Source organism: Fusibacter fontis (assembly GCF_055378735.1).
On sequence record NZ_AP042445.1, the window covers coordinates 1,736,813 to 1,758,490 of the forward strand.

18 protein-coding genes are annotated in these 21,678 nt (G+C 37.4%); 7 read left to right on the plus strand and 11 right to left on the minus strand.

From position 1 onward, the window contains the following. Window positions 1-36: 36 nt before the first annotated feature. Window positions 37-540: an N-acetyltransferase family protein gene (locus ACZ41W_RS07805; protein WP_464311433.1), complete on the minus strand. Its 504-nt coding sequence runs from the start codon at window positions 538-540 to the stop codon at window positions 37-39. Between the two features lie 21 nt (window positions 541-561). Next, window positions 562-1,689: a sporulation integral membrane protein YtvI gene (ytvI, locus tag ACZ41W_RS07810; protein WP_464311434.1), complete on the minus strand. Its 1,128-nt coding sequence runs from the start codon at window positions 1,687-1,689 to the stop codon at window positions 562-564. Window positions 1,690-2,110: 421 nt separating this feature from the next. Between ytvI and ACZ41W_RS07815 the strand changes: the two genes are divergently transcribed. The 4 genes from ACZ41W_RS07815 to ACZ41W_RS07830 all read left to right on the plus strand — a co-directional run bounded on the left by ACZ41W_RS07815 (window position 2,111) and on the right by ACZ41W_RS07830 (window position 9,858). Further along, the gene (locus tag ACZ41W_RS07815; protein WP_464311435.1) at window positions 2,111-4,108 is read left to right on the plus strand and encodes a methyl-accepting chemotaxis protein; all 1,998 of its coding nucleotides are present in this window, start codon (window positions 2,111-2,113) and stop codon (window positions 4,106-4,108) included. A gap of 243 nt (window positions 4,109-4,351) precedes the next feature. Further along, entirely contained in the window at window positions 4,352-5,716 is a 1,365-nt protein-coding gene (locus tag ACZ41W_RS07820; RefSeq protein ID WP_464311436.1) for a stalk domain-containing protein, read from the plus strand. A 136-nt stretch (window positions 5,717-5,852) separates the two neighbouring features. After that, the gene (locus tag ACZ41W_RS07825; RefSeq protein ID WP_464311437.1) at window positions 5,853-8,177 is read left to right on the plus strand and encodes a zinc ribbon domain-containing protein; all 2,325 of its coding nucleotides are present in this window, start codon (window positions 5,853-5,855) and stop codon (window positions 8,175-8,177) included. Then, on the plus strand, window positions 8,170-9,858 hold the full coding sequence (locus ACZ41W_RS07830; RefSeq protein ID WP_464311438.1) for a hypothetical protein: 1,689 nt from the start codon (window positions 8,170-8,172) through the stop codon (window positions 9,856-9,858). Before ACZ41W_RS07825 ends, ACZ41W_RS07830 begins: the two co-directional genes overlap by 8 nt. Window positions 9,859-9,943: 85 nt before the next feature. Here ACZ41W_RS07830 and ACZ41W_RS07835 read toward each other — a convergent pair whose 3' ends face one another. Both ACZ41W_RS07835 and ACZ41W_RS07840 read right to left on the minus strand, forming a co-directional pair. Then, window positions 9,944-10,156, minus strand: coding sequence for a helix-turn-helix domain-containing protein (locus ACZ41W_RS07835; RefSeq protein ID WP_464311439.1), 213 nt, complete (start codon window positions 10,154-10,156; stop codon window positions 9,944-9,946). 9 nt (window positions 10,157-10,165) lie between these two features. After that, window positions 10,166-10,642, minus strand: a complete 477-nt coding sequence (locus tag ACZ41W_RS07840; protein ID WP_464311440.1) for a DUF2975 domain-containing protein — start codon at window positions 10,640-10,642, stop codon at window positions 10,166-10,168. A 292-nt stretch (window positions 10,643-10,934) separates the two neighbouring features. Here ACZ41W_RS07840 and ACZ41W_RS07845 point away from each other — a divergent pair, with 292 nt between their 5' ends. Beyond that, window positions 10,935-12,089 (plus strand): FAD-binding protein, encoded by a 1,155-nt coding sequence (locus ACZ41W_RS07845; RefSeq protein ID WP_464311441.1) that lies wholly within the window; start codon window positions 10,935-10,937, stop codon window positions 12,087-12,089. 170 nt (window positions 12,090-12,259) lie between these two features. Here the strand turns inward: ACZ41W_RS07845 and ACZ41W_RS07850 are convergent, their stop codons facing one another. The 3 genes from ACZ41W_RS07850 to ACZ41W_RS07860 all read right to left on the minus strand — a co-directional run bounded on the left by ACZ41W_RS07850 (window position 12,260) and on the right by ACZ41W_RS07860 (window position 14,986). Continuing rightward, on the minus strand, window positions 12,260-13,864 hold the full coding sequence (locus ACZ41W_RS07850) for a putative ABC transporter permease subunit (RefSeq protein WP_464311442.1): 1,605 nt from the start codon (window positions 13,862-13,864) through the stop codon (window positions 12,260-12,262). Continuing rightward, window positions 13,857-14,576 carry an ABC transporter ATP-binding protein gene (locus ACZ41W_RS07855; protein WP_464311443.1) on the minus strand — a complete coding sequence of 240 codons (720 nt, stop codon included), beginning with the start codon at window positions 14,574-14,576 and terminating at the stop codon, window positions 13,857-13,859. The genes ACZ41W_RS07850 and ACZ41W_RS07855 overlap by 8 nt, the downstream gene beginning before the upstream one ends. 194 nt (window positions 14,577-14,770) lie before the next feature. Then, the gene (locus ACZ41W_RS07860) at window positions 14,771-14,986 is read right to left on the minus strand and encodes a hypothetical protein (RefSeq protein ID WP_464311444.1); all 216 of its coding nucleotides are present in this window, start codon (window positions 14,984-14,986) and stop codon (window positions 14,771-14,773) included. A 220-nt stretch (window positions 14,987-15,206) separates the two neighbouring features. Here ACZ41W_RS07860 and ACZ41W_RS07865 point away from each other — a divergent pair, with 220 nt between their 5' ends. Continuing rightward, a complete protein-coding gene (locus tag ACZ41W_RS07865; RefSeq protein ID WP_464311445.1) occupies window positions 15,207-15,698 on the plus strand; it encodes a MarR family winged helix-turn-helix transcriptional regulator in 492 nt (163 codons plus the stop codon). Further along, a complete protein-coding gene (locus tag ACZ41W_RS07870; protein ID WP_464311446.1) occupies window positions 15,688-17,040 on the plus strand; it encodes an MATE family efflux transporter in 1,353 nt (450 codons plus the stop codon). The genes ACZ41W_RS07865 and ACZ41W_RS07870 overlap by 11 nt, the downstream gene beginning before the upstream one ends. On the opposite strand, the gene ACZ41W_RS07875 is transcribed toward ACZ41W_RS07870, so the two are convergent. The 4 genes from ACZ41W_RS07875 to ACZ41W_RS07890 all read right to left on the minus strand — a co-directional run bounded on the left by ACZ41W_RS07875 (window position 16,921) and on the right by ACZ41W_RS07890 (window position 21,634). Then, on the minus strand, window positions 16,921-18,162 hold the full coding sequence (locus ACZ41W_RS07875; protein WP_464311447.1) for a YibE/F family protein: 1,242 nt from the start codon (window positions 18,160-18,162) through the stop codon (window positions 16,921-16,923). The genes ACZ41W_RS07870 and ACZ41W_RS07875 overlap by 120 nt on opposite strands. Window positions 18,163-18,286: 124 nt before the next feature. Then, the gene (locus ACZ41W_RS07880) at window positions 18,287-19,798 is read right to left on the minus strand and encodes an alkaline phosphatase (RefSeq protein ID WP_464311448.1); all 1,512 of its coding nucleotides are present in this window, start codon (window positions 19,796-19,798) and stop codon (window positions 18,287-18,289) included. 180 nt (window positions 19,799-19,978) lie between these two features. Further along, on the minus strand, window positions 19,979-20,812 hold the full coding sequence (locus ACZ41W_RS07885; RefSeq protein WP_464311449.1) for a mechanosensitive ion channel family protein: 834 nt from the start codon (window positions 20,810-20,812) through the stop codon (window positions 19,979-19,981). 114 nt (window positions 20,813-20,926) lie between these two features. Then, window positions 20,927-21,634, minus strand: coding sequence for an SDR family NAD(P)-dependent oxidoreductase (locus ACZ41W_RS07890; protein WP_464311450.1), 708 nt, complete (start codon window positions 21,632-21,634; stop codon window positions 20,927-20,929). Window positions 21,635-21,678 lie beyond the last annotated feature (44 nt).

The window sequence follows — 21,678 nt, forward strand, 5'->3', positions numbered from 1 at the left end:
TCCCCCATTTAATGAATTCATCTCTTTTTTATATGTCTAAGCTTTTGATAACACCTTTTCATATCTTACTTCATTTTGTTTCAATTTTTCTAATAACATGTTCTCATTCAACTGCACAAACCCACATTTTTCATAAAAAGCTCTCGCTTTTTCATTTTTTTCAAGCACCCAAAGGCGTATGGCATTTTTTTGATTATTTAGCGAGAGTTCTTCCGCGAAAGCAATCAGTTTTTGTCCAATGCCCATCCCTTTAAACTGCGGTTCCACATATATGGCGACGAGTTCGCTATAGTCCGATGTTTCAGCGGATTCTCTTGGCTCGCTAACGAGCACAAATGCCTTCATAATCCCATCTTCTTCATAAACGAAAAAACCATGTTCTCCACTCAGCACTTCTGATAGAGATTGATATCGTTTTACCACAGATAACTCACCATATAAGTAGGTGTCATCAATCATCCCTTTATAGGCAAATCTCCAGCCGTACACGATAATTTCAGCAATTCTTTGAGCATCTATGAGTGTCGCTTTTCTAATCATATTGAGTTCTCCTATGCCTAATTATTTTTTTCGTAAATCTTTTATATCATCTACGCCAGAGTTATCCACTTTTTTAAAGATCGTGATTGTACCGGTATCATTAAGATGCATAAGAAGGGCTAACCCGATCGGGAACCCAAAGAGTCCAATAAAACCAATAAGTTTAACCCCAACAAACATACTCATCAAAGTAATAATAGGATGTAATCCAAGTTGACTTCCCACGATTTTAGGTTCAATAATGTTTCGAATGATGGTGATCACCACATATAAAACAAGTAAACTAATTCCCAAGGCGATGTTTCCCTGAATGAGCGTAATAACACCCCAAGGAATCATCACGCCACCTGTTCCAAGAACCGGCAAAATATCAAATATGGCAATTAATATGGCAATTAATATGGCATTTGGAATCCCAATAATGGATAGACCAATTGATAATTCAACCGCTGTAATAGACATAATCAGCGCATACGATCTAAAGCATACAAAGAGTGTCTCTATGACAAACGACTTAATTTGAACAAATACGCGACTGCTATTTGGCGAAAATTGATTCATAAAAAACGATTGAATTTTGTCGTAATCTCCTGCGATAAAAAAAGTCGATATGATCATTAAAAGTGTTTTAATTAAAAATGCTGGCAACGACGTCGCAACGCCCGAAACAGATGTAACGATTTTTACAGAAGCACCTGTTACCAAATTGCCAAGCGATTTGATCACTTGATCAAAACCTTGATTGATGGCATCTACTAACGCTGGATCCAATCGATAAACTGTTTTTTCAATCCCTTCAAACGATTCGATTAAGAATGGTTGCAATTGATTTTCATAGATACTTGGAAATTTCGAAAAAATATCGATGAGCACTGTGATAATTTTTACACCTAATAGTGACAATAACACGCCAATAGTGGCATAAAATACAAGTACTACCAATAGAGCTACTGGTTTTCGAGGAATCTTTAACTTTTCAGAAATAAATTTTGATGGCCCTTTCAAAACATATGCAACAAGGAATGCAAAAATAAAAGGGCTTACATATCCAATGGCGTATTTTACTGTAATATACCCCATCAATAAGAGTATGAGAAAGTAGATGATATTTACGATAAATTTTTTGCGTCTTTCATACTGATTTTCCATATGCGCTCCTGAGGTTTGTCTTTTTGTTTCTGTATAAGTATCATAACATACATCACGCCTTATTTTTAGCCCCTGCGTATTTATTAATACACTTTTAATATAAAAAATAACGCGCTTATTACAAAAAATTAAGTTGTAGTAGATAATATTTAGAATTCATAAATAATTAACATTAATTTTAAATTGTTTGTCAGATTTCTTTCTCACACTTAAAGTCATATGAACGTATTTATCATATAAAAAAAATTATTTGGTACCCGCACAAAATCATAATTAATTATATCTTCTATGAACAACGTTCAAAAAAAAGAACAAATTGAAGTACCTGCTTTTCATTTCTTAAAATTGTATTAGAATTTATGCGTTTTGGGTAGTAATATAAAGTAAGGGTAAACTTAGTGTCAATAACAGGGAGGAACTTATGTTTAAAGGAGTTGCGGGAAGACTCGCAAGTATTTTTATTGTTTTACTACTCGTCATTGCTGCGGGATTAGTATTTTTAACATTATCAACGGCAAATGGATTTAATGACGATGCAGAACACGATTTAATGACATCTGTTAGATTGCTCGATAATATGATTGAGAACAAAATGAATGATGCAAGTGCGTTGGCACAGCTCTATTCTACCAACAATCAATTGCTTAACGGCATTATGAATGACAACGAAAAGCAGATTGCTATCTTTGCAAATCCAATTTATCAACAGTTCAGCCAATTGACAGGGATGTCCGTGTTTGAGATCGGAGATGAAAAGGGCGTGGTGCTCTATCGTGCGCATAACCCTGAAAAATCAGGCGATGACAAGTCTAGTAATGCAACCATTGCCGCTGCATTAAAGGGAGAAAAGCATGCAGGCGTTGAAGCTGGTACATCAGGTATTGGTATTCGTGCTTTTTATCCAATTCAAACGGCAGGAAATGTCGTAGGTACACTTCAAATCGGCTATAGTGATTCATTTTTCACCAGTTTTAAAGAAACATCCTCTTCTCATGTAGATATTTATACAAATGAAGCTTTACTGTATTCAACTAACGAAAAAAATCAAAATGTTGTAGGAAAAGCATTAACAGAATTTGACTCAAAAACACAAAAAAATATTGAACGTGCGTATAAAGGTGAAGATTTTACCGTTCGTGAAACGAAAATGCTCTATCACTACAAACCTATTTATGATCCATTAAATACGCAAGTTATCGGCGTATTTAAGATTTCTTATGACTTAGCCTACGCTAATGGAAAAATCTTGACTATGTTTGCCATCAATGGCATTATCCTCGTACTAATTGCCGTTGTAATTGGTTTTATCATCTTGTACATCATGAAAAAATTCGTTGCACCGATTAAACTCTTATCAAGTGAAATCAACCGAATTGCAGAATACGATTTATCCGATTTAACTTTAAGTCAGCAAGAAAAATTGCTAAATGATGCTTCTGAAATCGGTGTGATTGCACAGTCGACACTTCATATGAAAAACAACTTAGTTCACTTGATTTCAAGTATTGCTTCTGGTGCAGAACACATCTCGTCTTCCTCTGAAGAATTAACTGCTACAAGCGAACAGTCATCTCATTCGGCGGATGGAATCGCTCGAACGATTGAAGAAATTGCAGGTGGCGCAACAGATCAAGCAAAACAAACTAGTGATGGCGCGAAAGAAATTGAACGTCTAGGGGATTTGATCACGACAGAAAAACAATTAGTCCGTGACTTAAGTGATTCTTCTAACCGCGTTGAAAAACTCAAGGATGAAGGTTTCGTCGTATTAAATGAATTACAACGCAAAACTGAAGACAATACAAAAGCGTCAAATGAGGTTGCGCTCATTATTGAAGAAACAAACAACAACGTTCATACCATTGAAGCTGCAAGTGCTATGATTAAAAACATAGCAGATCAAACGAACTTACTCGCACTTAACGCTGCTATTGAAGCCGCTCGAGCTGGTGAAGCAGGTCGCGGATTTGCAGTTGTAGCAGATGAAATTCGTAAATTAGCAGAGCAGTCCAATCAATTCGCTGAGGAAATTTCATCTGTTATCGTGAATTTAACTCAGAAGATGGGCATAGCGGTAGAAAGTATGACTGCTTCAAAATCGATTAATCAACTTCAAATTGCAAGCTTAAATGATACACAAACGAAGTTTAAGGGAATCGCTGATGCAACAGAACAGGTTCAAGCGATTATTGAATCATTAAACCATTCAAGTGATGAAATGCTTCAAAAGAAAACACAAATCATCGAAATCGTTGAACACCTTGCCTATATTTCTGAAAACAACGCAGCAAGCGCAGAGCAAGCTTCAGCTGCAGTTCAAGAACAAACAGCTGCAATGGATCAAATCGCCGATGCAAGTGAATCTTTAGCAAAACTCGCTGAGGAAATGCAAGTCAATATCAGTAAATTTAGATTATAATCAACGTCGAGATAGGATCAACCTCGATGTTTAATCCACCTCGAAATATAATCAATATTAAGATATGATTAATAGCAAGATATGATTAATAGCAAGATATGATTAATAGCAAATTTATGAATGAACGCAAAAAGTCACGTGACTTTTTGCGTTTTTTTTCATTAAATTGGGTAAATGAAACAGTATGAAAAGATACCATTACGAGTAACTTGTATGAGTAGATGAATGAAGAGGAGGGTTTATATGCGAAAGAAATTCCAACTGCTATTGGCATTAGTTTTAGTTGTTTCCAGCATCTTAGTGCCAATATCTAGTATCGGTTTTGCTGCTGATGAATATGCTTGGGTGAGAGTGGATGTGCATCGATTTGACCTAGCGTCCAGTTTTATTCCACTAGCAAATTTCAATGGAACAGATGGTTATTTTGCCGAGATGACTGGTAACACGATTGAAATCAGAGGATATAATCCAAACACTTTTTTTAAACAAGTGATGGATTTACATGCGAAATACTCATGGACTGAACCTTCAAAAGTCATTTCAGCTAATGGCAAAGTCGCTATTCGTTTTTATCAAGATGTATACAGTCGCAATTTTGGTGGACTTGGCGTTGGTTACTCTCCTAATATTAGTGCCGATACAGCCGACCTTGATTTAGGATATGCAACTGCCAGCAAACGCGTTCCAACAGGAACCTATCAAGATGGTACAATGGTTAAAAAAATGACTTTAGCTGAAAATGGGGACCCTACTTTCCAAGATTCCACGTATGCAGATTTAACCTTAGACTTTTTTGACAAGGCAGAAGTCGGAACAAAACGCGCTATATATGTGACAGTTTATGCAGGTAGCCCTGGAAGTATTGGTGTGCGATACACTTATGAGTGGAAAAAAGTTGAGCCATCTGATTTACTCGTTCAATATGGCGCAACACCATTTGAAAATGGCGTTCGCTTAGAATGGGCTGTAGCAAATGGGCTTGGTTATCGCGTCTTTAGATCTAAAGTTTCTAATGAACTTGGCATTTCTATCACAGATTTCTACATTGAAGGCACTTCCATTGTAGATGTCAATGTCGAACCAAATACCACCTATTACTATACGATTGTACCTGTTCTAGCAGAAGCAAATCCCACATTGGGAACAAGTGAAAGCTTAGGCGCAAGAATTGGCTTTTATACCGTGAAGACGCCTCAAACCATCACTCAAGCGACCGGTAATAAATCTGTAATCGTCCTTCAGCTCAATAACAAAATGATGAATGTCAATGGCACCATTAGCGAACTCGATCCTGGAAGAGGAACAATGCCTCTAAACATCAGCGGTCGAGTGATGATTCCAATTAAGGCGATGATCGAAGCCATGGGCGGGACTGTTGCGTGGGATGGTCCAACACAAAAGGTGACAATCGTCGCGAGGGGAACAACTCTTGAGATGTGGCTCAATAAAAAAAGCATCAAGATCAATGGTCAATCCGCAGAAATGGACGTCGCTCCACTTTCTAAAAATGGACGTACCTACGTTCCAGTTTCATTTGTCGTGAATAACTTAAATGCAAAAGTATCTTGGCTTACAAGTACAAAAGAAGCCATTGTCGTATTTGAGTAAATGAATACCGGATGAATAAAATTTCAAATGTAAAATCAACCTCGGGTGCTGTTGCTATGACAGCACCTTTATTTATTCATTCAAATAAACATTATTCCATGTTATAATATCGTTATTATTAGAAAAGGAGTTTTATATGAGAAATTGTACATACTGTCAATCTGAGAATACAGATCAAGCAAAATTCTGTACGTCTTGTGGCGCACACTTTCAGCAAATTGACAAACCAAAATTCAAGCTATCTCACTTAAAAGAGGCTGCATGTATCGGTATTCCCGCTTATCTGCTACTACTTGTCCTCGCAACAATTATGATGTCGTTGGTTGCATTTTCAATGATCGATTTACTCGATGGTTTTGACCAGACGTTTTCATTTTTTTCACTAATGGATGGGCTCTCTCTCAAGATGTTTAATCCCGTACTCTTTTTAAGTATTTTATCCAACAACTCGTTACATTTGAGTATCGATCAGTATGAAAATATTATGAACTTCTCAGTAGGTCTTATTTTCTTTCAACTGGGAATCTTTGGCGTTATGACACTCACATTATTCCTATATAAATTGATCTCTAAGAAAAATGAGTTGTCAAATGTTGTTTTGTTCGCCTCCTCGCTGATCATAGGCATCCTACAGACTCTCTTATCCTTTATATTTACCATCACAATCGACTCATCATTTTTTAGTGCTAAGATTTCATCGGGTGTGTTTCACAACTTGATCATTTTGCCTATTATTGTGTGGATTTATCAATGGCTTGCTTGTAAAATACTAAAAATCAAGATAACACCTATAGTTTCAACATTCAGCAAGACATTGAACAAGTCATTCGGCGACTCTTCATCACCAGTGCGTTTTGTAAAAGAACATCATCTGTGTTTCAAATACTTCGGGCTTATCGCCATGATGAATTTTGTAAATTTGGTGACACCTCAGTTGTTCAGCTTAAAAGGCAATACTTCTGGTATTTTGGGCACACTCATGATGATGATTATGGGGATACTCAATGCGCTTGTTTATTCGATCCTGCGTGTATTTTCAATTCCATTGATATTGCAGTCTGGAAATGAAACGCTCTCCATTTCTGGCATCAAGACGATGAATGGCGATATTCGATTTGGATTTATTCTAATAGGGGTTATTTCTACGATTCTTCTAATTGGTTCGCTTTATCACTTATTTAGAAAACAGGCACACGAAGAAACGAAAGTCTACTTTATGCGCGCTGGTAAATTTGCTGGTATTGCAGCAATCATATGTTTCGTTTTCGCACTTTTGTCACGCTCAACTGTCCGTTTTGATGCAGAAGCGACATTTATGTCTGATGCCAATGTTTCAATGTCTATTGGAAACCCTTTGTTGTTTAGCATCCTGTTGCCAATCGTTTGGATTATGGGAATATCTGCCGTTGCCTACTACTTAGGAGCGTTCATTGAACCCGTCTTAGCGCGGATTCGCAAAGTAACTGTCATTATGAATCGATTTGTATGGATTTCCGGAATCCTTCTTGTTCTCACACTCATTCTCAGTCTTCCTATGTTGAACAATGAATCTTCAAATTCAACTCGTTCAAGCCATCAAGATACCGATTATTTTGATAACTACTCAGAGGATTCCTCTTATGATGATGAAAATGCCTCTACAGATGCATCGGGTAAAAGTCGTGTCAATCGAGAATTTATTCAATCTGGAGAATTCTTTATTGCAAGTTCAAATCAACTCCTTAAAGCAACTGAAAAAGGTGTGTATACCATTGATCTCGATAAAAAGACAATTCAAAAGGTCGATTCAATGAACGAAACCAAATGGTTCACTTTTGGAAAGACTTGTTATGCCATTCAAAATGGATCTAAAACCAACTTTTATGATCTTAAGGGTGAAAAAATCAATCAGAAGTCTATTGAACTCAACGGCTCCCTATCATTCTCGTTTGACGGTCAATATGTTTACAATGTAGATGATGGGTTCATTTATGATCTGAATGGAAAAGAACAGGGAGCTATTGACTCAGACTATGAATTTATCGCTTTGACTGAAGGTCATACTGCCATTGTGTCAGATGATGAAGGTCAACTTTTGTCATATGATTTTAAATCAAATGAAACAAAGGTTATCTGTGATGCATATAACGAATATTATGTAACAATTTCAGATGTTTTTTACTCTACAACGACTGATTCTACAATTTACTCAGTCGTTGCCGGCGAAAGTACGACTTTACCGCAACTATACGAGTTCTCAACTCAACATGATTTTTATTACGATTCATCTAAAGGTGCGATTTATTCCCTTTCGAATCATGAATTACTATTAAAAATGCCCAACTATGTTTCGCTTACTGTCGACACAATTTCAGGTAGCGCGTTATGCTATATGGATGATAAATGCTATTTTTGGAATGCAGATGAAAAAATACTACGAGATTTATCCGTAGAATTATTGGGGGTAAAAATCAATGACTAAAAAAATTCAACTCATCCTGCTTATTTTGGGATTTAGTTTTCTCCTCTTTGGCTGTGGCGCCAGCGTGGAACAAACACTCATCCTCGACGACAACTTTTCTGGTGCGCGTGTTTTTGATGTTCACGTCGATAACGAATCACTGGATCGCATTACAGGTGGTGCGGATGCTTTAACGGATGTTCTTACAAAAAATAAGCCCGCCATTCTTGAAATGACAACCTATCAAGATCCCGACGGAAATGGTATTCGATATCAATTTTTATACGAGTTCGATACAATTGAAACCTATATTGAAAAGACTCAATCTATTTTAGGTACTGATTTCAACGCAACATTTGAAGAACAAAAGAATCCCGATAACCCTTTTGAACTCAACTTGGTTTATGAAGAAACAGGTGTGAGTCGACTTTTATTACAATGGGCAATTGATGCCGTCGCAGCCTCTGGAATTACAGCAGAGTCCTCAGATAGTTTTATCACTTCCCATGAATATCGTGCGCAATTTAAAGAAATCGATCCAAACATTTACGAAAATGATACTGCATCCTTTAATTTACCGTTTGCACTTAAATCCAAGCGCGTGGATGTTTTAAACGACTTAGATCACTCTATATTCTCTATCTCTACTGTGTTTGATTCATCTGAAATCAGTATGTTTGACCCACAGTATATCGAAAGCTTGTATAAAGAAAAAGGTGCTGTAAAGGTGACAAAATCAAATGACGAAGTTTTTTTCACCTATGAGTTTGAGCGTTTGTCTGACTATCAATCATTCCTTAGAAAGTACGATATTGGAACATTTGTATTTGATACGAACGGTTCAAATCCCGTTCGAAAGTCCGCTCATTTTGACACCTATATCAGCGCTAGTGCTCTTTTAGATTATTATTTAGAATCCCAGCAAGGAGCTGTTTTTGAGATAAAAGGTGAAGGGTATTTTGATGATTCATGTGAATATTATACGGACATGACGATTGACGAGCAAACTGAAGATCACTTCGTCCTCTCATCAACCTATTCAGATGCAATGTTTTCATTTGATTTCAACAAAAGCCTAATAGCATCTAGAGTTCATTTGACTAGGACGCTAGAAAGTCGTTCATCATTTACAACCGAATTCGAAGTTGAACTTGATCCATCCAGTGCTGAACAGTATGATATGGATGCAGTTGTTCAATACTTTGAAAAACTTGGCATTGAAACAGAATACAAAAAAGGCAAATCGCCTAAATTGATTCTCACTCGAACATTTGATCTCAACTCAACCTCAAGTAATCTCTTTAATACAGTTTCCTTCTACGAAACGCATAAGAGTTCAATTTTTTCTGACTCAAAAATTCACTTACTCGATTTTTATGATTTCGATCAATTTATACAATCTGATGACCATGTGGATCAATTGAGAATCAATCATCAACTCGACATTGAGACAATTGAATTCAATGGAATGCGGTTGTCTCAAGAAGAATTAAAAGAGTATGAAAAAGGCGATTATTACGTTTTATCCGCTGAAGGCAATTCCAACTGGAATAGCAGCATCGTGATCCGTAAAAAGGCCTTCCCTATTATACCTGTGACCATTGGAATTGTGTGTCTATTGGCAATAGCTGGATTTGCTGGAGTTGTACTGAAAAAGAGAAAAAATTCTAAAATTGTTGAAAGCGAGATAATATCGCAATAATATCTCGACAAACTGAAAAGAGTGAGCTTTTCTGCCCTTTATCATGCAGAAAACTCACTCTTATTTTTTTTGATGGCTCTAGTGTTTATTCTTTATCGCTCTCATAGGCGATGATATCCCCTGGCTGACACTGAAGCACTTCGCAAATCTTTTCAAGGGTTGAAAATCGAATGGCTTTTGCCTTTCCAGTTTTTAGGATGGATAAGTTGGCCATGGTGATATCCACTTTTTCAGACAATTCGGTGACACTCATCTTTCTCTTGGCTAGCATGACATCTAAGTTAATAATGATTGGCATCTCGTCACCTCATATGGTCAAATCGTTTTCATTTTTAATACGCAACGCTTCTTCTAATAGAGTTTTAAGAAGTTTTGCAAAAAATGAAATCGTCAATGACGTCAATATTAGAAATCCCATCGCAAGTGCAACGCCCACATGAAACACTTGAAATATCACAAGTATCGCACCTAACAACGCATACGAAACAGCTATGATAAATCCACATCGAGCAATAGACCCGAGCAGCTTTGTAGAGCGACTTGTAAAAGCTTCTTTTTGTCGAATGAGATTGAGAAGTGCATTTGTCTGATAAAGTGCAAGGTAGAACGGAATCGTCGTAATGATCATCCACCAATAAACCGGTGATTTTAAAAACGCCACATGAGGATATACCTGCGCTGAACGTTCAGCAATATCAGGCAGCCAAAACAGACACGTCATCGCAATACCCGTTCCAAAACATATAATAAACGATCGTAATAACCACTCTTGATATTTTTTCATCTCGTTTCCCACCATTCGCTTTATTTCTAATTTCGTCTTATTAGATTTCTCTATGTAGACATCATAATCCTCTAGATTATAATCCCCTACATCCTATTATACGCATTTTTTTGAAGAATACAATTAGTTTTGCTGAGTGTCGAGTTGTTTTTCGATATATTTTGATTTATATTCGATAGTTTTTTATTGACAATCGATAAATTCAGTTCTATGATTATCTCATGAATACGACCTAAATCTGTACACTTTTATCAAACAGCCTATCAATCACGACAAATAAAGGAGAAATCTTATGTACGATATACTCATATGTGGCGCAGGACCAGCGGGTTCAAACCTCGCCAGACTACTTGGGAATGACCCTAAAATGAATCAAAAATACTCCGTGGCTATCGTCGATAAACGCGCTTTGGATGCACCTCATGATTCGCGTTACGAGAAAGCCTGTGGTGGGCTTTTGTCCCCAGACGCTCAAAAACTCATGGGTCAAATGGGACTCACCCTTCCAAATCATCTCCTCGAAGATCCACAATTATTTCGAGTGAAGATTATCGACTTTGATCACCAAATTGAAAGTTATTTTAAGCGGCATTACCTCAATATCCACCGAGAAAAATTTGACCGTTATCTATTTCAAATGATACCAGATACCGTTCATACCATCTGCGGAAAGCTCATTACCCATATTCAAGCCGAACAAGACCATTGGCACGTGACGTTTTCAGACTTTACCACCATTAGAGCTCGATTTTTAGTCGGTGCAGACGGTGCGAATTCATTTGTTCGACGTCATCTTTTCCCAAATCAAAAACATCGCGCGAATTATATCAGCATTCAAAAATGGTATCCATTGCAATCCAATTTGCCTTATTATACGGGAGTCTTCTCAAAAGATGTGACGAACTATTATTCGTGGACCATTCAGAAAAGTCAGCATTTCATTGTAGGTACCGCGATTCCAGTTAATGAAAAAAATGTTCATCAAAATATGGCACTTTTAGAACGCAAACTCGAAAAACACCTAGGGCTGAATCTTGAAACGAGCATTAAAACCGAAAGCGCGTTTATTGAACGAACATCATTTGGACGCAAGCTTTGTTTTACGCAGAATTATTATTCTGATTCTGGAAAACGATTGCCACTTGCATTCATCGGTGAAGCTTCCGGAGCAACAAGTCCCACTTCGGCTGAGGGATTTAGCTATGCATTTAAGACATCGCTCAATCTCTATCACGCGCTTTCACTCTCATTGAATTACGCGGATAAACGCTATCAGTCAAAATCACTCAATATTCGACTCAATATTCTGTTGAAAAACTTTAAAAGCCCAGGTATGTATTTTCTTCCACTTCGCGATTTCGCCCTGAGATTTTTGGGTGAACAGCCATCTCATTTTGATTCATCCAATCATAAACATCCCTCTAAATCCATTATTGCCAATCTTTAGTACTCAGTCCTATATTGGATGCCTGTATTGGATGCCTGTGTTGGATACCTGTGTTGGATACCTGTATTTTATGTCTGAAATTGATGAGTAATTTGATACAAAAAAATCGAGAGAATCTCTTTCATAGAAATTTCTCTCGATTACACTTATTTTTCGACTCAATCGTATTTTTACGACTCAATTGCCGCAAATTTCTTGCCAAACGAACCTCGAATCAACAAGGATGTTGTCACTGCGCCCACTAACATGAGTCCAGTAAATGCACCAATGATACCATAAGCATCTAAATTCGGACCAAATTTAAGGATTGCAAACACGATGCCCCCCACTACAATTCTAGGAATAAATGAAATCATCACATTCATATTATTCTTTACTGCAGCTGTTGGATTTGTCCAGTTGAGTGTCGGTCTCATGATATTGATCATAAAATCAACATTTGTAAAAAATATCGTCGAAACAATACATGCGCCCACGCTGACAAGTATATCCATCGCACTCACTGGCATTAAAAATACCGATACAATCGCCATAACGATGGATGCCGTGTAATTGATCAACAGCGTCGTTATGATTCTAGAGAAAATGTTTTGTGCAGTGGTAATTGGTAGTACTTTTAGCTCCCAAAATGATTTCCCATCGCGTGTAATTGCAGTAGCTGAGATACTTCCCATGATACATGGTGAGCACACAATTCCCGTATAGATAAATACTAAAAACGGTTTAAGCTCTGGCGCTCTCAGTGTGTCCATGGTCATGGTGCCCATCAACAAGTAGACGCCAAATAGTACCAGTGGTAAAAATACGGTCATGATAGTATTCAACATGAAAGTTGGATTACTAAAAATAATCCCAAATTGACGTTTAATCAGTAAAACTAATTTACTTTGAGATCGATATGAAATCTTACCTTTTGATTTGCTCACTGAAGTGCTTTGTTCATTGTATTTGGCCATTGCACCTTTATAAAGAGTTTTTGCAAGAAGTGCTAATAACAGCACAAAACCAGCATTTAACAAGAGATAATATATCGTATCTGGGAATGAACCCTTAACCATCTTTGTCAGCCAAATACTCGGTGGGAATTTTTGCCCCATAAAGGCAATTAAGCCATCATTTGAAGATAACATGCGTTGTAATTCTTCAGGTCGCATATCCATTCTCGACATCAACACTTGAAAACCAAGTATCGCTGCGATAATCAACACATTTCCAATAACCATGATAAGATTTCGATTCTTTTTACCCCCGATAAAATTCATAAATGGCATCGTAAGTAAAGTGGCCGCGATCATTGGAAGAACTGGTAATAGAATGGTTCCTACTAGTCCCATCAGGATGGATAAACCTTTAACACCATCCTTTAACGCATAAAAACCAACACCAGGTAAAAGCACGATTCCACTTACGACAATTAAGTATACGTAAACCGTGGATAACTTAGAAAATACAATGGTTCGTTCACTCACAGGCAGTGTTGAGACCAATGACATGTCTTTAGAATAAAAGAATACTGAAATCACCAGTGGGACTGCCATCAAAAATACAAATACCGTCGCAATAATATACGTATAGGTCACCGTGAGTTCCGGTGCATGGATCATTGAAAAGATCTCATAAAACTGAGAAATCACTGCCACAAAAGGCAGTACAATTACAATTGGTAATAAAATCATTAATCTGCCTAAGAATTTGTTCTTCACATTCATCTGCTGTGTATATCGACTCATGAAATCCTTAAGCTGAATCCGCGTCATTGCCCATAATTTATTCATCTTTCGTCATCTCCAAGAAAATATCTTCTAATGAAACAGTTCGATCTTGTTTAATTTCATCGAGCGTTGCACAGCTAATCAATTGTCCTTTATGTATTATCGCTACGCGATCACATAAATTTTCTACAACTTCTAAAACGTGAGAAGAAAATAGAACTGTTCCGCCCGCTTCACAATGCTCTTTCATCAAGTCTTTAAGGACTTTTGACGATTGTGGGTCAAGCCCTACATGTGGTTCATCTAAAATAAATAATTTAGGATTTGGTAAAAGTGCACCACAAATCAATAATTTTTGTCTCATCCCGTGAGAATACGAATTGACCGATTGCGTTAGCGCGTCATCGATTTGAAACAGCTTTGTATAGCGTTCAATTCTTGATTTTCGATCCGCTTTAGATACCTCGTACATGTCCGCAATAAAATTCAAATAATCAATTCCTTTTACTGCATCGTAAATCTCTGGATGATCTGGAACAAATGCAAACTGTTTTTTCGCAGTTACAGGATCTCCTGTGATGCTATGTCCACCAATGGTTACCTCTCCACTTGACGGTGCAATAATCCCCGTAATCATCTTGAGCGTCGTCGTTTTACCCGCTCCATTAGGTCCGATAAAACCAAAGATTTCCCCTTCTTTGATTTCCAAAGAAAGATTGTCAACGGCTTTTTTACCTCCAGTGTAAACTTTTGTAACATTCTTTACTTGTAACATAACTTTCACCTCAATGATTCATATGATTTTCTTACTTTTTTAGTATAACCAATATTCATTAAAATTCTCTTAAAAATAGATTAATCCTAAATTGAATTCATTCTTACGCAACAAAAAACCTGCATTCCGAATGCAGGTTTTTGCTTAATGCTATTTGAGGGGAAGGCACGATGCGCCTTGAAAAAACACTTTACTTAGTTGATTCTTACTGATCCGCTAAAGCGATCAGTTACATAATAAGCAGTCACAGCAGTCCCTTCGATATTGATATAAATGGTCATCACTTCATCCGTTTCGTGATCGTATCCATTTTTTTTACAATCCTCTTCTATCAACTGCTTTACAGCTTCTTCTCGAATACTCGCCAAATCGATACCACTCATTTGAAGGATGATATTTTCTACATTCATCTTACACGCTCCTATGACTTTATTCTATGTGCATAATTTACCCCAATCATTTTGCTCTAATCAAATTTTCTTTTAAGTCAAATTCTTTTAATCACTAATAATAAAATCTAACTTCATACGAAAAACAGTTGACTGCGCAACTATTTAGCAGTATGATGATAAAGGCATTTAGTTGCGCTATCAACTAAATTAAAACAGTATTTTGAGAAGAGGCAACAACATGAAAACAATAGAACAGACCACACATGCATCCGACTTTGAAATTGGACGACAAATTTCTATGCTCTACCGCACCAGTCAGTCATTTTATTCAGGTAAAACGAATAATTTAGATATAGGCGCTGGTCATATGTCCATTATTTTTTACTTATTTCATCACGTGAGTGCCAGTCAAGATGAGTTGACAAAGTCTCTTGAAGTCGATAAGGCAACTGTCGCACGTTCTGTAAAAAAACTTGAAGAGTCGGGTTTAATCATGAGAACGAAAGATGAAAAAGACAGTCGAGTTAACCGCATCACACTTACTGAAGCGGGTTATGCGACACAAGCAGATCTAAAAAAATTGACGAAGCAATGGCAATCTATTTTGCTGAAAGATTTTTCAGACGATGAAATTCTCATGCTCCAACCCCTGATGGACAAACTCATGGAAAATGCACGTGCATTTAGACACTTTAACTGCAACACGAAAGGACACCAACATGACAAATAATGAACTTTTAAAAAATGAACGCATTGGCGTTTTACTCTGGAAATTCTCCGTACCCGCAATTATCGGCATGCTCGTCAATGCACTCTACAATGTTGTCGATAGAATGTACATCGGTTGGCTAAGTCCACTTGCGATGACAGGAATCGGTTTATCACTCCCGCTCATGACCATCCTCATGGGATTTGGTATGCTTGTTGGAATCGGTGGTGGCGCAAGAATTTCCATAAGACTTGGTCAAGGACGAAAAGAAGATGCGGAACATATCCTAGGAAATGCCTTTACACTCCTCACGCTCATCATGATTGTCGTCATGGCTTTAGGACTTGTGTTCAAAGAACCATTACTTTATCTCTTTGGTGCAAGCAATGCGACTTTTGATTATGCAAATTCCTATTTGACGATAATTCTCTATGGATCTATTTTTCAAGGACTCGGATTTGGTTTAACAGGTATCATGCGTTCAGAAGGCAGTCCTAAAATGGCCATGTATACCGTGATTATCAGTGCACTTGTGAATATCATTCTCGATCCAATTCTTATTTTTACATTTAAAATGGGAATTGCTGGAGCAGCCGTTGCGACTATTTTTTCTCAATTTGTGAGCATGGTCTTAGTCATTCGTCATTTTACGTCTGAAAAAAGTAAACTTAAACTTCAACGTAAGCATTTGAAACTGGATAAAAGCATCGTGATCAGCATCATTTCCATTGGTCTATCCCCATTTTTAATGCAAATTGCCGCAAGTGCTGTAACCATTATTGCCAATCATGCTCTAAAATCTGCTGGTGGTGATCTCGCTATCAGTGCAATGACCGTTGTCAATGCAATCGCCATCTTCTTCTTGATGCCTTTATTCGGTATCAATCAGGGGACGCAGCCAATTATTGGTTACAATTACGGTGCGAAACAATACGATCGCGTAAAGCTCACACTCAAACTCGCAATCTTTGCAGCTGCTGTTATCGCATGTTTTGGATTTTTAATGACTCAGTTTTTAACGGTTCCGCTCATTAAAATTTTTAATGACGATCCAAAGCTCGTGGAAATCACTACAAAGGGGATGCGCATTTGGCTCTCCATGCTCCCGGTTGTCAGTTTTCAAATTATCAGTGCCAATTATTTTCAAGCCGTTGGAAAAGCACATAAGTCCATCTTTTTAAGCTTACTTCGACAAGTGATCTTACTCATTCCACTACTTCTTATTTTGCCATCATTCTGGGGATTAACTGGCGTTTGGCTCGCTGGACCAACTGCGGACTTCATCGCTTCGGTCATCACTGCAATTTTCCTTTTTGTTGAGATCAGACACTTGAACACCTCCCATGAAGAGACCACTCGTTAGTGCTGTAAATGGCGCTACTGTTAAGAGTCCAAAGCTGCCAATCAGCGTATGAAGGATTTCTGAAGACACATATTTAAGATTGATCATATTGATCATTGGCGTCCCCTGCGCCATAAACACCATGAGTAGTGAAATAAACCCACCTGAATACGCCAGTAGTAATGTGGTGGTCATCGTGCCCATGACAGCCCTTCCAACATTAAGACCAGACTTAACTGCCTCTCGTTTTGATGTTTGAGGGGCTTTTTTCATAATTTCATCTATTGCAGATGTGATATCCACTGCGACATCCATCATCGCGCCAGAACAAGCAATAAAAATAGAGGCTGTGAATATACTCGTCAAATCTAAATATGAATATCCAGAGTACAATAGGCTCTCTGAAAAAGGCATTACAGCTCCATGAATTTTAAAGGCTTTGACAAAGATGACAGATAAAAGTGCCGTCAGCAACGTACCTAATACCGAACCAAGCGAAGCTGACAGTGTGCGCTTATCCCATCCATATACCAGCATGATGATTGCCACTGTTAAAAAAATCGTCAATGCAAGTCCCATCCAGATCGGATTGATTCCCCATAATAGGGATGGAATCAACAATTTCCATATTGCGAGGATGGTTAAAACAAATGATAAAAGCGAGCGGAGTCCAATCATTCCAGCAAAACCAACAATAAAAACGACAAATCCAACTGATAACCATAAAATCCAATTGAGTCGATAATGATCAACAAGTGTGATGTTTTCAACGACTTGTTCGTTCGTGTCTAAATCTAAAACTGCCAGTGCGATATCTCCCGGTTTAAATACTTTATCACTTTCCAGATTTCCCATAAGCGTATTGATTGCTGTTACTTTTTGGCCTTTAAATGTTCCACTTTTTATAAGCACTTCACAGGTTTGTTCTCCTTGCTGAATCATGCCTGTTGTATGAATGCTGGAATTGTCCGTTTCGAGAATCTCAACTTTTTCACGGCTGGTATGCTCAAATAATTTCTCCTCATAGCTAGAAGGAATGGCCAACAGTATTAGAACTAATATAAAAATAAATAATGTTGGCATCCATAATTTCCATTTATTGTCTGTGGTATTTATATTATTTGTGCGTTTGAACGGTTGCATCCTAAGTTCCTCCGTTATTCAGCTTTTACGTCACCAAAATTTTTAAACATTAAAATGGGTCATCCGAGGAGATAACCCATTTCACTACGCCGTTTAAAATTAATCGTACTCAATTATGCATGATTTATTTAACTTTTGTCAAAGCTTTAAGCTTTAAAAATACATCTGTGTTGTCATATGCACCACTGAACATACTTGAACCCATACCTCTGGCAAATACTGCAGTTGGAATTCCTGTATGTGAATACGATGTCCAGCCAATACCCGATTTGTTGTTTAAAAGATGGGTCACTGTCATTGATAGTGGCTCATATCCACCATATAGTAAAGCATCTTCTTCCGTTAATTTTCGTTCTTTTACAGGGATCATGCTCAACGTATAGGCCTTTTGAAGTTTTTCAACATCAGAAGTTGTTAAAACCATGTTACTATAGGTTGTTTTTGATTTGTTTGCTTCTGTTACCAGTCCGAAGTTTTTCTCTAAATCCACTAGAACAGATTCAAAAGAAGTTTTTTGTGTTCTATAAGTTTCTATCTGAGCATCAAATGCTTCGTATGACATGGTTTGTTCCGTTAATTGTGTCAAATACGTGCTATAGCCAGTACCTGCAAAACCAATGCTCATACCACCTGTTTCATGGTCACCTGTAACGATGATGAGTGTATCTTCTGGATATTTATTGTAGAATTTTACAGCTTCTGCTACTGCGTTATCAAACGCAATGGTATCTTGAATCGCTGCAGTCGCATCATTCGCATGACATGCCCAGTCAATTTTTCCACCTTCTACCATCATAAAAAACCCTTTTTCGTTTTGTAATACGTCAATTCCTTTTCTTGTAAAGTCTGCTAATGATAAGTCTGATGCGCTTCTGTCTACTTCATACGGTAGCGCACCTCCAATTGTAGTTGGTGCAATTGCAATCGTTTTACCACTTGCTTTTGTTAAACCCAAGATGCTTTCTTTTGTATTTAAAACTTGGTATCCGTTGATTTTCGCCAAATCATAGACACTTTGTTGATCGTTTTTCTTACCTCTTGGCAATAAGAAATCTCCACCGCCAAAGTAATCAAAATCACTTTTAATCAATTCAAGTCCAATTTCATAATAGTTGTTTCTAGACGGTTGATGTGCATAATATGCTGCAGGTGTCGCGTGATTGATTGGCACTGAAGAAATAATACCAATTTTATAGCCTAATTGTTTTTTTAGCTTTTCAGCGATTGTTTCGTATGCGATTTTTTTAGTTTCATCCATGTTGATGACACCACTGAGTGTTTTATAGCCTGTCGATAATGAGGTTGCAGTCGAAGCAGAATCTGGACAGAATGAAGTCGAGTCAAAAGTCGTTGCGCTTCCTGCTACTGGGAATTCCATAAATGTTAATGCATCGGATTCAATTTTTTTGTTTTCATTACTTACAACGCCAAGATAATCGCTTGCAGCTGTAAATTGCGGATATGTCATACCATCACCAATAAACATAAAGATGTATTTTGGTGTTTTCCCCGACCAATAGTTGTCTTTTGCATCAGCGAAGTTGACTTCTTTTCCTTGTGTGAAATAAACTGAGCCAGCAAATACCAATAGTACTGCAATCAGTCCTGCTAAAAAGCGTTTTACCATACTTTTCATAAATAAAAACCCTCCAATAATATTTTCGCTACACCGTTATCATAGTGTGCTTATATTATGGAGGGTTTATCGTTTTGTAAAACATAGGTTATTAGTGCGTAAAGTTCGTGATTCAATTATAAATTTGATGACGCTAACCACAAAGAGATGCTGCTGATCATCCGCTTGTTATATCTGATATTAAATCAAATGAATATCGCCTTCATTTTTAAACGCTACCAGAATGTCTTGCCAAATTTGATTCTCAGTTACACGCGCTTGTCGAGGTTCGCAAAGATAGCGAATATTCAGCTCAATGTAACCCGGTTTGACATTTAAATAGACAATTGGCGTCAAGTTATGATAATAAATCATATACTTTTTAGACGCTTCATAGAGCTTTTCTTCTGCTTCCTTGGTTAAATGCAGCGAGTGCCTGTTGATAATTTCCATCAGGAGTTCTTTTGCCATTTCCCAGTCACTTTCAAGGGTGATATGGACTTCAATTTCGTTCCAGATGTATTCAAAGCCCCTATTGGCATTTGTTACAGCGTGTAGAAATAAGAAATTGTTCGGTAGATGGACAATTCTGCCGGTGCTTTGTTCACCAAACTCTTTTGACGATACCTCCACCAGAACGATTTGAAATAAGCGAATATCAATAATATCCCCTGTGATGCCATTGACGTGGATGCGATCCCCCACTTCAAACGGTTTTTGAAAGACGATGATAAACCATGCGGCGATATTGGTGAAAATCTCGCGAAGCGCAATGGCTATACCAGCAGAAATAAATCCCATGTAAGTCATCAAATTGTTATTGGATTCTGACCAAACAAAGTAGATCATAATGAGCATGATTACTGTAAATAAATAGTAAAATCGCTTTCTTAAATTGTAATACGTCGAGGTCTCTTTAATGGCTTTAAAGAGAATTTTACTCATGATTTGAACCGATAGAATATTGATGAGCACCAAAACGATGGAGATCAACGCTTTTTGTGCAGTTACATTGGACTGAAAAAACTCAATCATAGAAACTCCTGTAGACTATTATTTGTTAAAATTGCACGATTGCCTTTTTCTTTAAAAATCAAGAAACTTTAAATTCAAATGTTTTTTATATGGATTAATATTATTTAGATTGGATTAAATTGACTTCGGGCGATTGATGGTAATATCTGTCGTATAGACCTTTTTGTCCATACTCGCTCTGACGATATTTCTGGCTACATCTGCCGGATCCATAAACTGCTCAATATCATAGTCAGATGCTGTGTCATTCCAAAATGGTGTTTTCATCCCTCCTGGATAGACATTGATCACCTCAATAGGTACATCTTGAAGTTCTGCACGTAACGATTCTAAATACCCCTTTGCGCCCCATTTTGCAGCGTTATAGAGTGTTTCATATCGTTTTCCCACAAGTGCTGCGGTAGAGAGGACACTGATGATTCGCTTTCCTTCTTCCCTATCTTTTAGCATATAAGATAACATCTTCGATGTAAAGAGCATCAACCCAATTAGATTGGCTCTTAAGACTTCATCGATGCTTTCTTTTGTCACTTCTAGCGCCGATCCATAAAAAGTCGTTCCTGCGACATTATAAAGGTGCTTAATGCGTCTTCCTGATGATTCAAGTGTTTCTATAAACCCTTCAATGTCCTTTTCTTCTGAAATATCGAGACTATAAGCGAGGACATCTGCTTTTTGTGAGATTTCTTGGAGTTTTAAACGCGCACTTTCTAATTTTTGAACATTTCTACCTAAAATAATCACGTGTTCATCCATGAGTATCAGTAATTTTGCAATTTCATAACCCAGTCCAGAGCTTCCTCCAGTTATCAAGTGATACATAATGACCTCCTGTTTTTTAAGGCATTTGACTTCTTATTGAATAT

Bases quoted from the DNA above. Each gene is read 5' to 3' on its own strand.
- ACZ41W_RS07830 (WP_464311438.1), top strand. From the start codon at position 8,170: ATGACTAAAAAAATTCAACTCATCCTGCTTATTTTGGGATTTAGTTTT.
- ACZ41W_RS07880 (WP_464311448.1), bottom strand. From the start codon at position 19,798: ATGAAAAGTATGGTAAAACGCTTTTTAGCAGGACTGATTGCAGTACTA.
- ACZ41W_RS07825 (WP_464311437.1), top strand. From the start codon at position 5,853: ATGAGAAATTGTACATACTGTCAATCTGAGAATACAGATCAAGCAAAA.
- ACZ41W_RS07860 (WP_464311444.1), bottom strand. From the start codon at position 14,986: ATGAATGTAGAAAATATCATCCTTCAAATGAGTGGTATCGATTTGGCG.
- ACZ41W_RS07835 (WP_464311439.1), bottom strand. From the start codon at position 10,156: ATGCCAATCATTATTAACTTAGATGTCATGCTAGCCAAGAGAAAGATG.
- ACZ41W_RS07845 (WP_464311441.1), top strand. From the start codon at position 10,935: ATGTACGATATACTCATATGTGGCGCAGGACCAGCGGGTTCAAACCTC.
- ACZ41W_RS07885 (WP_464311449.1), bottom strand. From the start codon at position 20,812: ATGATTGAGTTTTTTCAGTCCAATGTAACTGCACAAAAAGCGTTGATC.
- ACZ41W_RS07875 (WP_464311447.1), bottom strand. From the start codon at position 18,162: ATGCAACCGTTCAAACGCACAAATAATATAAATACCACAGACAATAAA.
- ACZ41W_RS07805 (WP_464311433.1), bottom strand. From the start codon at position 540: ATGATTAGAAAAGCGACACTCATAGATGCTCAAAGAATTGCTGAAATT.
- ACZ41W_RS07865 (WP_464311445.1), top strand. From the start codon at position 15,207: ATGAAAACAATAGAACAGACCACACATGCATCCGACTTTGAAATTGGA.
- ACZ41W_RS07820 (WP_464311436.1), top strand. From the start codon at position 4,352: ATGCGAAAGAAATTCCAACTGCTATTGGCATTAGTTTTAGTTGTTTCC.
- ACZ41W_RS07850 (WP_464311442.1), bottom strand. From the start codon at position 13,864: ATGAATAAATTATGGGCAATGACGCGGATTCAGCTTAAGGATTTCATG.
- ACZ41W_RS07890 (WP_464311450.1), bottom strand. From the start codon at position 21,634: ATGTATCACTTGATAACTGGAGGAAGCTCTGGACTGGGTTATGAAATT.
- ytvI (WP_464311434.1), bottom strand. From the start codon at position 1,689: ATGGAAAATCAGTATGAAAGACGCAAAAAATTTATCGTAAATATCATC.
- ACZ41W_RS07840 (WP_464311440.1), bottom strand. From the start codon at position 10,642: ATGAAAAAATATCAAGAGTGGTTATTACGATCGTTTATTATATGTTTT.
- ACZ41W_RS07855 (WP_464311443.1), bottom strand. From the start codon at position 14,576: ATGTTACAAGTAAAGAATGTTACAAAAGTTTACACTGGAGGTAAAAAA.
- ACZ41W_RS07870 (WP_464311446.1), top strand. From the start codon at position 15,688: ATGACAAATAATGAACTTTTAAAAAATGAACGCATTGGCGTTTTACTC.
- ACZ41W_RS07815 (WP_464311435.1), top strand. From the start codon at position 2,111: ATGTTTAAAGGAGTTGCGGGAAGACTCGCAAGTATTTTTATTGTTTTA.